This window comes from Streptomyces sp. NRRL B-24572 (assembly GCF_002156145.1).
In the GTDB taxonomy this organism is placed as follows: Bacteria; Actinomycetota; Actinomycetes; order Streptomycetales; family Streptomycetaceae; genus Streptomyces; species Streptomyces vietnamensis.
In genome coordinates this window covers 1-13,088 of record NZ_MWIG01000475.1, presented here as the reverse complement: position 1 = coordinate 13,088, position 13,088 = coordinate 1, and the positions used below count along the sequence as shown (strand labels likewise).

General features: G+C 73.9%; 13 protein-coding genes and 1 pseudogene. 7 read left to right on the top strand and 7 right to left on the bottom strand.

The genetic code is table 11. The features are described from left to right. The first annotated feature begins 358 nt into the window (after positions 1-358). Together CCN56_RS27115 and CCN56_RS27110 are read left to right on the top strand one after the other, a co-directional pair. Positions 359-880 carry a GNAT family N-acetyltransferase gene (locus CCN56_RS27115; RefSeq protein ID WP_143664634.1) on the top strand — a complete coding sequence of 174 codons (522 nt, stop codon included), beginning with the start codon at positions 359-361 and terminating at the stop codon, positions 878-880. Between the two features lie 90 nt (positions 881-970). Continuing rightward, complete coding sequence (locus CCN56_RS27110) at positions 971-1,807, top strand: class I SAM-dependent methyltransferase (protein ID WP_086830587.1); 837 nt, start codon at positions 971-973, stop codon at positions 1,805-1,807. A 52-nt stretch (positions 1,808-1,859) separates the two neighbouring features. Here CCN56_RS27110 and CCN56_RS27105 read toward each other — a convergent pair whose 3' ends face one another. After that, positions 1,860-3,815 carry a DUF5107 domain-containing protein gene (locus CCN56_RS27105; protein ID WP_086830586.1) on the bottom strand — a complete coding sequence of 652 codons (1,956 nt, stop codon included), beginning with the start codon at positions 3,813-3,815 and terminating at the stop codon, positions 1,860-1,862. Between the two features lie 202 nt (positions 3,816-4,017). Between CCN56_RS27105 and CCN56_RS27100 the strand changes: the two genes are divergently transcribed. Beyond that, positions 4,018-4,350 carry a DUF6204 family protein gene (locus CCN56_RS27100; protein ID WP_086830585.1) on the top strand — a complete coding sequence of 111 codons (333 nt, stop codon included), beginning with the start codon at positions 4,018-4,020 and terminating at the stop codon, positions 4,348-4,350. 134 nt (positions 4,351-4,484) lie between these two features. Here the strand turns inward: CCN56_RS27100 and CCN56_RS27095 are convergent, their stop codons facing one another. Further along, positions 4,485-5,075: a CGNR zinc finger domain-containing protein gene (locus CCN56_RS27095; RefSeq protein WP_218779451.1), complete on the bottom strand. Its 591-nt coding sequence runs from the start codon at positions 5,073-5,075 to the stop codon at positions 4,485-4,487. 165 nt (positions 5,076-5,240) lie between these two features. Here CCN56_RS27095 and CCN56_RS27090 point away from each other — a divergent pair, with 165 nt between their 5' ends. After that, the gene (locus tag CCN56_RS27090; RefSeq protein WP_086830584.1) at positions 5,241-6,470 is read left to right on the top strand and encodes an MFS transporter; all 1,230 of its coding nucleotides are present in this window, start codon (positions 5,241-5,243) and stop codon (positions 6,468-6,470) included. Here CCN56_RS27090 and CCN56_RS44950 read toward each other — a convergent pair. Then, entirely contained in the window at positions 6,467-6,718 is a 252-nt protein-coding gene (locus CCN56_RS44950) for a zinc-binding dehydrogenase (protein WP_256962170.1), read from the bottom strand. The genes CCN56_RS27090 and CCN56_RS44950 overlap by 4 nt on opposite strands. A 341-nt stretch (positions 6,719-7,059) precedes the next feature. Here CCN56_RS44950 and CCN56_RS27080 point away from each other — a divergent pair. After that, positions 7,060-7,425, top strand: a pseudogene (locus CCN56_RS27080) (helix-turn-helix domain-containing protein); the annotation flags it as partial. Positions 7,426-7,433: 8 nt separating this feature from the next. Here the strand turns inward: CCN56_RS27080 and CCN56_RS27075 are convergent. The 3 genes from CCN56_RS27075 to CCN56_RS27065 all read right to left on the bottom strand — a co-directional run bounded on the left by CCN56_RS27075 (position 7,434) and on the right by CCN56_RS27065 (position 8,715). Further along, positions 7,434-7,976: a GNAT family N-acetyltransferase gene (locus tag CCN56_RS27075; RefSeq protein ID WP_086830583.1), complete on the bottom strand. Its 543-nt coding sequence runs from the start codon at positions 7,974-7,976 to the stop codon at positions 7,434-7,436. Positions 7,977-8,119: 143 nt separating this feature from the next. After that, on the bottom strand, positions 8,120-8,467 hold the full coding sequence (locus CCN56_RS27070; protein WP_086830582.1) for a hypothetical protein: 348 nt from the start codon (positions 8,465-8,467) through the stop codon (positions 8,120-8,122). Continuing rightward, complete coding sequence (locus CCN56_RS27065; protein WP_086830581.1) at positions 8,464-8,715, bottom strand: DUF1049 domain-containing protein; 252 nt, start codon at positions 8,713-8,715, stop codon at positions 8,464-8,466. The genes CCN56_RS27070 and CCN56_RS27065 overlap by 4 nt, the downstream gene beginning before the upstream one ends. A 199-nt stretch (positions 8,716-8,914) precedes the next feature. Here CCN56_RS27065 and CCN56_RS27060 point away from each other — a divergent pair, with 199 nt between their 5' ends. Beyond that, entirely contained in the window at positions 8,915-9,670 is a 756-nt protein-coding gene (locus CCN56_RS27060; RefSeq protein WP_086830580.1) for a GntR family transcriptional regulator, read from the top strand. A 246-nt stretch (positions 9,671-9,916) separates the two neighbouring features. After that, positions 9,917-11,005 (top strand): adenosine deaminase, encoded by a 1,089-nt coding sequence (locus CCN56_RS27055; RefSeq protein ID WP_086830579.1) that lies wholly within the window; start codon positions 9,917-9,919, stop codon positions 11,003-11,005. Between the two features lies 1 nt (position 11,006). Here CCN56_RS27055 and CCN56_RS27050 read toward each other — a convergent pair whose 3' ends face one another. Next, entirely contained in the window at positions 11,007-12,791 is a 1,785-nt protein-coding gene (locus CCN56_RS27050) for a CocE/NonD family hydrolase (protein ID WP_086830578.1), read from the bottom strand. Positions 12,792-13,088 lie beyond the last annotated feature (297 nt).

Genomic DNA, 13,088 nt, shown 5'->3' with positions numbered 1-13,088 from the left:
CGGCTCCGGAAGGCCGCGGCGAGGATCCCGGCGAGTCCGGGCAGGACGGGGAGGCCGGTGCCGAGGCCGGCGTCGGGTGCGGGGGGTCCGTAGCGCACCGGGCCGCGGCCTTCCGGAGCCGTCTGCCGCATGTCCCGTACCTCCTGAACGCACGGGGGCGCCGGGCAGGCACCCCCGTGCCCTTTATACGAAGTTTCGAAGGTTTCCGCCCCTTCAGGCAACGGGGGTGGGCACCGCCCGGCAGGGCGCGGCGCACTCGATCAGGACCGTCCGGGTGACGCGGGGCAAGTCGCGGCGGGGCGGCGCGCGCCTCCCGGTTTCGCGGGCGGTCCGGACGATCCCCGCGTCAGAATGCCGCATGCCGATACGTGAAGCCCTTCCCGAGGACGCGGCGGCCCTCGCCGCCGTGCACGTCCTGTCCTGGCGGGCCGCCTACCGCGACCTGCTCCCCGGCCCGTACCTCGACGCCCTGGACATCGAGGAGCGCGCCGGCGCCTGGCGCGCCCGCCTGACGGCCCCGGACCGGCCCACGGTGCTCGTGGCGACGGGGGACGACGGACGACCGGTCGCGTTCTCCTGTTTCCGCCCCTGGCCGGACAACGGGGAGTTCGCGCCCGGGAGCACGGCGGAGCTCGCCGCGCTGTACGCCCTGCCGGAGGTCTGGGGCACGGGCGTCGGGCGGGCACTCACGGAGGCGTCCGCGGAGGCGATGGGCGCGGCCGGGTTCCGGGCGGCGGCGCTGTGGGTGTTCGCGGGCAACACGCGCGGGCGGAGGTTCTACGAGGCGGGGGGCTGGCGGCCGGACGGGACGGCGGTGCGGGAGGAGACGGGCGGCCGGGTCCTGGAGGAACTCCGTTACCGGCGCGAGCTGTTGACCTGACCGACTGTCCACATCCCAAGACACGGGTCTCATTATTCGGCGGCGATGCGTACGGTGGAGGCACGCACCCACACCGAGGGAGTCGCTTCCATGACGCACGCCTCCGCGCAGCCCGCGGCCCATGAGACCGCCGTCTACACGCACGGCCACCACGAGTCGGTCCTGCGCTCGCACGCCTGGCGGACCGCCGCCAACTCCGCCGCCTATCTGCTGCCCGAACTGCACCCGGGCCTGGACGTCCTGGACGTGGGCTGCGGGCCCGGCACGATCACCGCCGACCTGGCCGCGCTGGTCGCGCCGGGCCGGGTGACGGCGGTCGACGCGGCCGATGACGTACTGGAGAAGGCCCGCGCGGTGGCCGCCGAACGCGGCCTGGAGAACGTCGAGTTCGCGGTCGCCGACGTCCACGCCCTGGACTTCCCCGACGACTCCTTCGACGTCGTCCACGCCCATCAGGTGCTGCAGCACGTCGGCGACCCGGTCCAGGCGCTGCGCGAGATGCGGCGCGTGTGCCGGCCCGGCGGGGTCGTCGCGGCCCGCGACAGCGACTACGGGGCCTTCACCTGGTTCCCCGAGCGGCCCGGCCTGGACGCGTGGCAGGACCTGTACCACCGGGTCGCCCGCGCCAACGGCGGCGAACCGGACGCCGGTCGGCGGCTGTTCTCCTGGGCCCGGCAGGCCGGCTTCACCGAGATCGCGACGACGGCCGGCACCTGGTGTTTCGCCACCCAGGAGGAACGGGACTGGTGGAGCGGCCTGTGGGCGGACCGTACGACCGCCTCCGTCTACGCCGAACTGGCCGTCGACGGCGGGCACGCGACCGCCGCCGAACTGGCGTCGATCGCGGAGGCCTGGCGGGAGTGGGGCAAGCAGGAGGACGCCTGGTTCATGGTCCCGCACGGCGAGATCCTGTGCAGGGTGTCCTGAGCCGTACGGCCGTGGCGCCCGCCCGAAGCCACGGGCGGGCGCACTGCTCGGCTCAGCTCGGGCGCATCCTGAACTCGTAGGCGTCCGGCAGGGGTTCGTCGGTGAGTTCCGCCCAGACCTCGCCGAGGATCTCCGCGCCCTCGCGCAGGTCCGCGACCTCGAAGCCCGCGTCGAAGACGGCGCGGGCCTCGGCCGGCCGGCCCTCGGCGAGCAGGATCCTGATCTCCAGGAAGCGGAAGGCGCCCCTGTCCCGGACCGCGTCCGGCAGCCGCGCCCACAGTTCCCGGGCCGGGCCGGGCCGGCCCGTGGCGAGGAGCGCCGCCACGCCCTCGCGCCCGAGGGCGGCGGCCACGGGTTCGCCCGCGTCGTGGGCCTCGTGGTCGGTGAAGGCCTCCGCGAACCGCTCGGCGGCCCGCGCCGGGTGGCCGTCCTCCCGGTCGGCGACGGCCAGGCAGTACAGCAGGGGCCAGCGCACCTCGGCCCGGCGCAGTCCGCGCTCCCAGCTCCGTACCGCCTGGGCGCGGTCTCCGGCGTGCCACTGGGCGATGCCGAGGTGGTACTCGGTGGACGGGTCGGCCGGGGCGGTCTCCAGCATGTCCCGCCAAGGGGCGGCGACCAGCGGCGCGCCGGGGGCCGCGCCCTTCGCCGGGGGCGGCAGGACGCCGGTGCGCAGGAGCTCCCGCCAGGGCTCCTGCTCGGGGCCGAGCGTCGACTCGGGGAAGGGCGTGCCCGGCAACGCGTATCCCGTGCGCAGGACTTCGAGGGCTCCCCAGCCGGAACCGGCCGCGAGGACGGTCTCCGGTTCGGCGTCCGCGGCGCCCTCCCGCCAGGCGGTGTACGCCTCGTCGACGGCGGTACGGGGCAGCGCCGCCTCCAGACGGTGTTCGACGTCCGCGCGGGCGGCGGCCCAGTCGTCGCCGAGCGCCCTGGCGGGGTCGGCGGCGAGCGGTCCGTACGCCTCCAGCCAGCTGAACTCCGCTTCGCCCGGGAGCTCCAGGTGTTCCAGCTGGGTGCGGGCGAGTCCGGCCTGTATCTCGGCGTAGCCCGGGGTGCCGGGTTCGGTCAGCCACTCCTGCCAGCGCCGGCCGCCGCGCCCGGTGCCCCACAGGAAGAGCTTGCGGCCGCGCAGCGGGTCGGTGGAGGTCTGGACGAGCCCGTGGCCGTCCGCGTCGAGGGCGGCGATCCAGCGACGCTGCTCCTCGGGCAGGTCGTAGAAGAAATCGGCGGCGTGGACACCGTTCAGCGGGTACGAGCGGTCGGTGCCGTCCTCGGTGACGGGCACCGGGAGGCGGTTCAGGACGCGTTCGTAGCCGTGGTGCCAGGCCGCGTCGGCGGGTGCGAGGACCCTGCGCTCCTCGGGGACGGCGGTGTTGGACCACCAGTAGGCGGGGGCGGTCCGCTCGTGGGGGTTGCGGATGCGGACGCCGACGTACAGGAAGTCGGAGGCCTCCGGGAGCCACAGGTCGACCTGGAAGGGCAGGTCGCGCAGACGTTCCCACTCCCACAGGCGGAGCATCGGGCCGCCGTCGGGGGCGCGGACGGTCGCCGCGTGGAGGGGCGAGCAGGAGAGGGTGGTGTGGCCGGTGGCCCCGATGTTCCACTCGATGCCGCCGGAGAACCAGGCGCCGTTGAGGGCGAAGGCGGCGGGCTGGAGGACGGGGTTGCGGTAGAGGAGTTCGCGTCCGGTGGGCTTGTGGTGGAGGGAGTGGACGCGGCCGCCGAGGCCGGGCAGCACGGTCGCCCGGAGCCGGTCGTTCTCGATCACGATCGCGTCGAGGTCCGCGGGGGTGCGCTCGCGGCCGTAGCCGTCGCGGACGGGGGTGGGGAGCAGGCTGCGCAGGGGCGCCCGTCCGATGCCCCGGGCCATGTCGCGCGGGAGCTCCGCGAGGGTCCGCGCGTCGACCGCGTGGGCCCCGGCGCCGGCGGGGGCCCGCAGTGCTGGGAGGGGGTTGTCCGGGCCCAACGGGGCCGCGGGCAGCGTCAGTACGGCACGTCGTACGGTCGTCATCGATCCATGGAACACGCCGGAGCCGGTCCTGACCAGGGGCTCTCCACGGTTCTCCGCGTCAGGCTTCGGTCAGGCTCCGGCAAAGGGGCCGGGGGCGGGGCCGCCCGGATATTCCCGGCGGTGACGATAAACGCCGCCGTAGTGTGGAGGGTCGGCTCGCCGCCTCGGCGGCCGGGGAACCATGGGTGCAGGGAGTACGAGGATGGGCACGCAGCACACCTACCGGGTCATCGTGCGCGGCACGTTCGACGGTCTGTCGGAGGAGAGCCGGGCCCGGCTGCTCGCCGAGGTGGACGACCACGGGATGGCGGCGATGCAGTTCACGGAGGAGGGCTCGCTGGCCTACGACCGGACGCTGAAGGCCTTCTCGTACCGCCTGGTCGTCGTCTCGGACGCCGAGGACGGCGACGAGATGGCGGGCGCGATCGCGGAGGACCGGGTGGAGACGGCGCTCGGGAAGCTGGGGCACGGGTACAAGGCGCTGCGCTCGACGGTGACGGACCTCGACACGATGAAGATCAACCGGAAGCGCTAGGACCCGTCCGGCGGATCGGGACCGGACAGGTCCTGGGATCTGCCGTGGAAGTGCTGCTCGCAGCCGTTCGTCGACGGCTGCGAGCAGCACGGTCGCCCGGCGGCGGACGTCGGTCCCGTACTCGACCGCGTGCTTCAGGGCTGTCGGCCCTTCGCCTTCTGCCGGGCGTAGTAGGTGCGGGCTCGGTTGCGGTCGCCGCAGTCCTTCGTGCTGCACCAGCGGCGGTTCCGCCGCGGTGACGTGTCGAGGTAGACCCAGCCGCACTTGGCGTCCTCGCATCGGTGGAGGCGGTCGAGGCCGTCGCGCTGGGTGAGGGCGACGAGTCCGCGGACGATGCGGTGGCGGGGCAGGCGGAGGTCGGTCTCCCTGTCCTCCCACTGCCAGCGGTCGCCCGTGGGGACCAGGTCGGCCGCGGCGATCGCCGCCCGGTACATGTCCGCGAGGTCCGCGGCGGCTTCGGCGTCGCCCTCGAAGAGGACCGCGTAGGCCCTCTCGCGCGCTTCGACGACCTGTTCCCTTTCCCGCTCGGCCCGGGCTTCGTCGCGGCCGGCGAGGTCGCGCAGGGACGCGGCCTCGTCCGTGCTGATCAGGCCGGTTTCGGTGCACCAGTCGAGGACGTCGGCGAAGGTGTTCAGTCCCTCCCTGCGTTCGGGCCCGCCGAGCCGCCAGGCCACGGTGTTCACCAGGTCGAGCATGCGGTCACCCGCGATGTGGCCGAACCTCACCCTCGACTCCTCTCGTCCCCTCGCGGCCCGAAGCTCCGCGGCCCGAAGCTCTGCTGCCCGCCGGAAAGACCTCACAGGCAAAGAGATTATTGCACGTGAGGTGATCCTCTTGGCATCATGCCCAATCGTCCCATCACCCGTGAGATCGCCGCCAGGAGACCGACCGTGCCCACTGCCCTCCGCAGACCGTTCACCGCGCTGTGGGCGTCCCAGGCGTCCTCGAACCTCGCCGACGGGCTGCTGCAGGCCGCCGCCCCCCTGCTCGTCGCCACACTGACCCGTGACCCGCTCGTGGTGGCGGGCATGACGGTGGTGCAGTTCCTGCCCTGGCTGGTCGTGACCCTCCCCGCCGGCGCGCTGGCCGACCGCATGGACAGGCGCCGGATACTCGTCGTCGGCAACGGGCTGCGCGCGGCCGGGTTCGCGCTGCTCGCCCTCGCCCTGGCCGGTGGAGGGCACCACATCGCCCTCCTCTACGCCGCGGTGTTCACAGCCGGCTGCGCCGAGACGATGGTCGACAACGCCGCCCTGACGGTCCCGCCCCGCCTCCTGCCCCGGGAGGAGCTGGAGCGTGCCAACGGCAGGCTGTTCGCCACGCAGTCCGTCATCAACACCTTCGTCGGTCCGCCCGCCGGCGCGGCGTTGTTCGCGCTGGCGGCATCGGCGGCCTTCTTCACCGGCGCCGCCGCGTTCGCCCTCGCCGGCCTGGCGGCCCTGCTGCTGCCCCCGCTGCTCCCCACCGGCGAGGACCACGGGCACCGCGGCGCGCCCCGGACCGGCATCGCCCAGGACATCCGCTCCGGTTGGGCCCACTTCTGGCGCCACGGCCTGCTGCGCCGGGTCGCGTTCATCTCGGCCGCGATCAACTTCTTCGGCGCGGCCACCGGCGGACTCCTCGTCCTGCTGATCACCGGCCCGTACCGCGTTCCCCTGTCGGGTTACGGCCTGTTCGTCGCCGTTCCCGCCGCCGGAGCGATCGCCGGCTCACTGCTCGCCGCACACGTCGTGCCCCGCATCGGCGGCGGTCCCACCACCTGGCTCGCCGCCCTCGTCCCGGCCGCCGGCTACGCCGTCCTCGGCCTGGGCCACAGCACGCCCCTCGCCCTGGCCGCCATGTTCGGCGCCGCCCTCGCCGCCTCGCTGAACCAGATCGTCGTCAGCACCCTGCGCCAGGCGGCGGTCCCCGACGAACTCCTCGGCCGCGTCACCGCCGCCTACCGCCTGATCGTCCTGGGCGTCGTCCCCTTCGGGGCCCTCACCGGCGGCCTGCTCGGACGGATCCTGGGAGTACGCGCCGCCTTCGTCGCCGCAGCCCTCGGACTCGCCCTCGCCGCGATTCCCCTCGCCTCCCGGGTCACCACCCGAGCCCTCCGCGACGCCGAAACGGCCCCCTAGGGCCTGTCCGGCGTACGGGTCGAGGTGACCGGGCCGGGCGCACCGGAACGCGCCCGGGGCGCGGAGCCCGGCATCGGGGTCCGGCCGCCGGGGACTCGGGGAACGACGAGGACCTTGCCACGGATCCGGCCGGCCTCGCTCAGGCGATGGACCTCGGCGAGGTCGGCCAGAGGACGCGACTCGCTGATGTCGATGCCGACCGCGCCGGCGTCGACGAGTTCCACGAACGCCGCGAGAATGGGCGACATCGTTGCGGGCGACCATGTGCATCGCGCTCACTCCGGAATCGGCGGCCGGTTCGATCGGGGTCGCGATCGAGACGATCCTCCCGCCCGGCCGTACCAGAGGCGCCGGAGCCGCGGCGTACGTCGGGCTCGGCGGGACCAGTTTGAGCAGGATGTCCACCGGACCGTCGAGCGCCGCGCCCACCGGCCCGGCGGTGTGGTCGATCGCTTGGTCCGCCCCCGCGTACGTGGCGAGCTGCGTCACGAAGCCTCCGACGCCGCCACCCGCACCGTTGACCAGCACCCGCTGACCGGCGGCCACCTTTCCGTGTTCGAACACGGTCTGCCAGGCCGTCAGGCCGGCCACGGGAAGGGCCGCCGCACTGAACGATCCGCCGGTCACCGCCGCCCTCCACGCCATCCACCGGGACCCGGCGGAGCCCTGGACCGTGGCGACGCTCGCCGCGGAAGCCGGACTCTCCCGGGCCCCCTTCGCCAGACGCTTCGCCCTGATGATCGGCCAACCGCCCCTCGGCCACCTGACCTGGTGGCGGATGACCACGGCAGCGCGCCTGCTCCGGACATCGGACGCACCGTTGAGATCGATCGCCGCCCAGGTGGGCTACACGTCCGAGTTCGCCTTCGCCCACGCGTTCAAACGCACACACGGGACTCCCCCCGGCCTGTACCGGCGGAATCGCACCACGAGCCGCTTTCGCGACGGGTCCTGACGAGCCCGTCAGTCGGATGCCGTGATGGCCCAGCGCTCGTGGTCCCGCCAGGCGCCGTCGATGTGCAGCATCGCGGGTGAGAAGCCCTCCAGGCGGAAGCCGGCGCGGCGGACGAGGGCGCGGGAGGCGGTGTTGCCGGGCTGGATGTTCGCCTCCAGGCGGTGCAGCTCCAGGGGCCCGAAGGCGTGTTCCAGGACCAGGCCGAGGGCCTCGGTCAGCAGTCCGCGTCCGGCGGCGTGCGCGAAGGCGCCGTAGCCGAGGGCGCCGCTGCGGAAGGCGCCGCGGACGATGTTGTTGATGTTGACGAAGCCGGCGATCCGGTCGCCGTCCGCGTGCTCGCACACCAGGAAGCCGGCGCGCGCCGGGTCCTCGACGAGGGCGCCCGCGTAGGCGGCGTACGCCCCGGTCGTGCACGGCGGGAAGAGCCAGGGACGGTGGAGCTCCCGGCTCTCGCGGGCGCGGGCGGTGAACTCCTCGGCGTCGGCCGGGGAGAAGGGACGCAGGCCCACGCGGGGGCCGGCGGCGAGGTACGGACCGTGATCGTCGGGCATGGGGTCAGGCTAGGGGCTGTGCGGTGCGGGAGGCACGTACGGGCCGGGCACAGGCCCACACGGACACGGCACAAGCCCGCACGGACACGGCACAGACGCGTACGGACGCGGTCCGGCTCGGCTCCGCACCGGCGCGGCGGCGCTCAGCGGCGGGCGTCCCGTACGCGGGGCGGGCAGGTCTCTCCCTTCCGTACGACTCCGATCATGGCGGTGGTGCGCCGGTCGAGGGCCGTGCCCGCCGCCGGGTACTGGGTGCAGACCTGCCAGCGCGGCGGCCACAGCACCCGCCGGTCGCGGCCGCTCACGTCGTGGACGTCGAGCCGGGTCCGGCGGTCCAGGTGGGTGAAGACCCGCCACAGGCCCCGGTCGAGGAAGTCCGGCATCGGCCGTGTCCCGGCCTCGTCGGGCGCGGCGGCCTCCTCCACCGAGGAGGCGGCGACGGCCGCGAGCGCGAGGACCGCGCCGACGCCGACGACGGTGGCCCGCCTCACTTCCGCCTCCGGGCGGCGAAGTAGTAGCCGCAGGCTGCGCCGAGGACGGCGGTCGTGAGCAGGGCCACGTAGAGCTGCATGGTGACTTCGGGGATCAGCAGGCGGATCTTGACCTCACGGGTGTTCTCGAAGATGAAGACCAGGGTGAGGACCGCGACCGCGATCATCGCGATCCGGCCCGGGGTGAAGGCTCCGGCGAACCGGGACGTGCCCCCGCCCGATGTCCGTGGCGCCTGCTTCGGACTCATGCCCGGCCCCTCTCCTCCGTCGTGCCGTCGGTCGTACCCGGCCACAGCCGTGGGACCAGAATGGGACGGGCGGGGCCTCGCCGTGACGGCGAGGTGGGCCGTACGGGTGACTTGTCAGACAACGTGAGCCGACTACCGTGTGTGGAGAGACGGCGGAGACCGGGCCGGGAACGAGCCGGGGACGAGACGAGGAGGGGCCGTGGCGGTCAGCGGACAGCGGCGGCGACCGGTCGTGGCGCTCTACGAGCGGATCGCGGACGCCGTCCATGACGGCACCTATCCGCCGGGCTCCACGCTCCCGTCCGAGCCGAAGCTCGCCGCCGAGCTGGGCGTCAGTCGGCCGGCCCTGCGCGAGGCGCTGCTGCTGCTCCAGGAGGACGGGGTCCTCACGGTGCGGCGCGGGGTGGGCCGCACGGTCAACGACCGTCCGCCCCGGCGGGGCTTCGAGCACGTCCAGCCGCTGGAGGAGCTGATCGGCTCGGGCACCCCGCTGCGGGTGCGGGCACTGCTCAGGACCGTCGAGGAGCCGACCGACTTCACCACCCAGCACCTGCTCGCGCCCGCCCGTTCCGAGCTGCGGTTCTGGGAGTCCGTACTGACCGGGGAGGGTGCGGCGGCGGCACTGAGCCACGAGTGGGCGGCACCCGACGAGCTGCTCGACCGGGTGCACCCGGAGTTCGCGCGGGCCCTGCGGGAGGCGGAAGCGGGCTCCGGTGGCGCCGTCTCGATGCTCGCGGTGCTCGTCGCGGCCTCGCGGGAGACGGCCCTGACCGCGCACAGCGGCATCACGGCGACGCTGCTCGGGCGGCGGCGCGGGGAGCAGTTGGGCCGCCCCGCGGACACGCCCGCCGTCCTGATCACGCAGGTGGTGAGGGTCGGCGAGACCCCGGTCCTGGCCGCGAAGCACATGCTGCCGACGGGGACGCCCGCACTGCCGGTGCTGCAGTCGCACTGAGCGCGGGCCGACGAGCGGTGCGGGCCCGGCCCGGCCCGGACCGGCCCGGCCCGGGCCCGACCCGACCCGCGCCCGCTCGGGCCCGACCCGACCCGGGCCCGCTCAGGCCCGACCCGATCCGCGCCCGCTCGGGCCCGACCCGGTCCGGCCCGGCCCGTAGAAGCGAGCCGTAGACCGAGGCCCCGCACAGCCCCCTGTCAGAGCCGTCACAGCACCCGGCCCGGCCGTCGCGTACACTTCCCCGCCATGCACTTGTCTGACAACCCTGCCACGCCTGCCGCCTCCACCGTCTCCGAGTGGATCCGCCGGGCCCCCAAGGCCGTCCTCCACGACCACCTCGACGGCGGGCTGCGCCCCGCGACCATCGTCGAGCTGGCGCGGGAGTGCGGCTACACCGGGCTGCCGACCGAGGACCCGGCCGAGCTGGCGGTCTGGTTCCGGGACGCCGCCGACTCCGGCTCCCTCGAGCGCTACCTGGAGACCTTCGCGCACACCTGCGCGGTCATGCAGACCCGCGAGGCGCTCGTGCGCATCGCGGCCGAGTGCGCCGAGGACCTGGCGGCGGACGGCGTCGTCTACGCCGAGATCCGCTACGCCCCCGAGCAGCACCTGGAGGGCGGGCTGACCCTCGACGAGGTCGTCGTGGCGGTCAACGACGGCTTCCGCGAGGGCGAGCGCCGCACCGGCGGCCGGATCACCGTCCGCACCCTGCTCACCGGCATGCGCCACACCGACCGTTCCCTGGAGATCGCGGAGCTCACGGTCGCGCACCGGGACAACGGCGTGGCGGGCTTCGACATAGCGGGCGGCGAGATCGGCAACCCGCCGGCCCGCCACCTCGCCGCCTTCCAGCACCTGAAGCGGGAGAACTGCCACTACACGATCCACGCCGGCGAGGCCGTCGGCGCGGAGTCGATCCACGAGGCCGTGCAGGTCTGCGGCACCGAGCGGATCGGCCACGGCGTGCGGATCACGGACGACATCGCCGAGGACGGCACGCTGGGCCGGCTCGCCTCGTACGTCCGGGACAACCGCATCGCCCTGGAGGTCTGCCCGACGTCCAACCTCCAGACGGGCGCCGCGAAGGACTACGCCTCGCACCCGATCGACGAGCTGCGCCGCCTGGGCTTCCGGATCACGCTCAACACGGACAACCGGCTGGTCTCCGGCACCACCATGAGCGAGGAGTTCCAGCACATGGTGGACGCCTTCGGATACGGCCCCGAGGTCTTCGAGGAGTTCACGGTCGCCGCCCTGGAGGCCGCGTTCCTGCCGCTGCCGGAGCGGCAGCGGATCGTCGACGAGGTCGTACGGCCGGGCTACGCGGCGCTGTAGGTCAGCCCACCCTCCCCTGGACGAGGGGGAGGGACAGCGTCCCCGTGGACTCGGGGTCGCTGACGACGGTCACCGGCTTGATGCCGCGGTTGCCGGAGTACGCGGTGTCGCTCGCGGCGACGACGAACTCCAGCCGGTGGCCGGTCTCGTAGCGGTGGACGATGCCCGGCAGCTCGACGGTGAAGGGGCGGGTGACGTCCGGTACGCGCACGGGCGCGACCAGCCGGTTGACCAGGGTCTTCGTCCCGTCGGGCGCGACGTCGTACAGCTTCGCGAAGAGGACGAGCTTGTCGGCGGCGTCGCCCGAGTCCTGGACGCGTTCGGTCGCCGGGGAGACGACCCGGAGGGTCGCCCTCGGCGCGCCGACGAGGTCGACGGGCTCGGTGAGCGGGGCGCTGGTCCAGCCGAGGTAGGTGCCGGGGGTGTCGTACGGCCGGGGGTCGGGGAGCCCGATCATGCCGGCGAGCGAGGACTCCGAATGGCTCGTCGGGACCAGCCAGTTGGCGTACTGGCGGGAGCCGCGGGCGACCTTCGTGCGGTTGTCGACGAGCTTGCCGTCACCGGAGAGGTACAGCTGCTGACTGAGCGCCGGGACCCGGTCGGCGGTGCCGTAGCCGCTCTGCCCCTCGCGGTACCAGGCGAAGGCGGGGCCGGTGTCCGCGGCCGTGTTCTTCCGGAGGTGGCGGTCGAACCAGGCGAGGACGCGCTGCCCGACATAGCTCCCCTCGGGGTCGCCGAGGTCGAGTTCGCCCGGCTTCTGTCCCCCGCTGTGGCCCCAGGACTGCCAGATCATCCGGGTGTCGACGCCGCGCTCGCGCAGCCGGTCGTAGGTGGCGCGGGCCTCGTTGAGGTTGAACAGGCTGTCGGACTGGCCCTGCACGATCAGGGTGGGGGCGGTGATCCGGTCGAGGTAGGAGACCGGGGAGACGCTGCGGGCGTAGGCGAGCATCTTCTCGGTCGCGGCGGCCGGGTAGCGGCCGGAGTTCAGGAGCCTGATCGTGTCGCAGGCGTCGGTGACGAAGTGCAGACAGCCGAGGGAGTTGATCCGGCTGGGATCGAGCGAGGGGGCGAGCAGGGGCTGGCCCTCGCCTATGAGGTAGAAGCCGTTGGCCCACTGCCACTTGAAGACGCCGGGGGTGTTCCGGTCGGCGGCGTTGGGGGCGAGGGAGTACGCGAGGTCGTTCCAGGTGATGAGGGGGACGAGGGCGTCGATACGGGGATCGACGGAGGCGGCCGCGAGTTGGACGGCGCCGCCGTAGGAGCCGCCGATCATGCCGACGCGCGGGTCTCCCGTACCGTCCCGGGTGACGAAGTCGGCGCGGGTGCCGTCGTCGGCGGCGAGGCTCCCGGCGAGGAAGTCGACGAGCCGGGCGGCGGCGCGTCCGTCGGCCTCGGGGTCGTCGAGGGAGATCAGACAGCCGGACTTCCCGAAGCCGAGGCCCGAGTAGACGAGGCCGACGTAGCCGCGCTCGGCGAAGGCCTTGCCGATGGCGGCGGTGGAGCCGTCGCTCTTGCTGCCGCCGAAGCCGTTGGTGGCGAGGACGGCGGGCGCGGGGTGTGCGGCGTCCGTGCCGGCCGGCCGGTAGAGGTCGGCGTCGACGGCGCAACTCCGGCCGCCCACCTCGACGGTGAACCGGAGCGGGGTGACGGTGTACGGGGCGGCCGCCTCCTCCGCACCGGCGGCGGGTGCGGCGAGGGCGAGCGGCGCGGCGAGCGCGGCCGCACCGGCCACGAGCGCGAGGACCTTGCGGGATCGGGGCACGGCACGGGACACAGAGACCTCCACGCTGAGGACGACGCCGAGAGACCCACCGCACCTACCGACTGGTAGGTACCGGGCAGCGCCCATGCTGTGACACGTGTCATAACCCCGTCAACGCACCGGACGAAGGTTGTTGACGGAGATTCAGTGGAGGCGCCGCACCCCGCGTCCACGGCCGGGTCCCGTGGACCGCCGTCCGCCTCCCGATGGGAGAATGGCGGCATGACAGGCGCTGAGGAGTTCAGACCCGAATCGGAGCGGGTGACGCGCGTGCTGCGCGATCAGATCATCGAGGGGACCCGGGCACCCGGCAGCCGGCTC

Excerpts from the sequence above, each read along its gene's own strand:
- CCN56_RS27115 (WP_143664634.1), top strand. The coding sequence starts at position 359 with ATGCCGATACGTGAAGCCCTTCCCGAGGACGCGGCGGCCCTCGCCGCC.
- CCN56_RS27110 (WP_086830587.1), top strand. The coding sequence starts at position 971 with ATGACGCACGCCTCCGCGCAGCCCGCGGCCCATGAGACCGCCGTCTAC.
- CCN56_RS27105 (WP_086830586.1), bottom strand. The coding sequence starts at position 3,815 with ATGACGACCGTACGACGTGCCGTACTGACGCTGCCCGCGGCCCCGTTG.
- CCN56_RS27100 (WP_086830585.1), top strand. The coding sequence starts at position 4,018 with ATGGGCACGCAGCACACCTACCGGGTCATCGTGCGCGGCACGTTCGAC.
- CCN56_RS44950 (WP_256962170.1), bottom strand. The coding sequence starts at position 6,718 with ATGTCGCCCATTCTCGCGGCGTTCGTGGAACTCGTCGACGCCGGCGCG.
- CCN56_RS27075 (WP_086830583.1), bottom strand. The coding sequence starts at position 7,976 with ATGCCCGACGATCACGGTCCGTACCTCGCCGCCGGCCCCCGCGTGGGC.
- CCN56_RS27065 (WP_086830581.1), bottom strand. The coding sequence starts at position 8,715 with ATGAGTCCGAAGCAGGCGCCACGGACATCGGGCGGGGGCACGTCCCGG.
- CCN56_RS27055 (WP_086830579.1), top strand. The coding sequence starts at position 9,917 with ATGCACTTGTCTGACAACCCTGCCACGCCTGCCGCCTCCACCGTCTCC.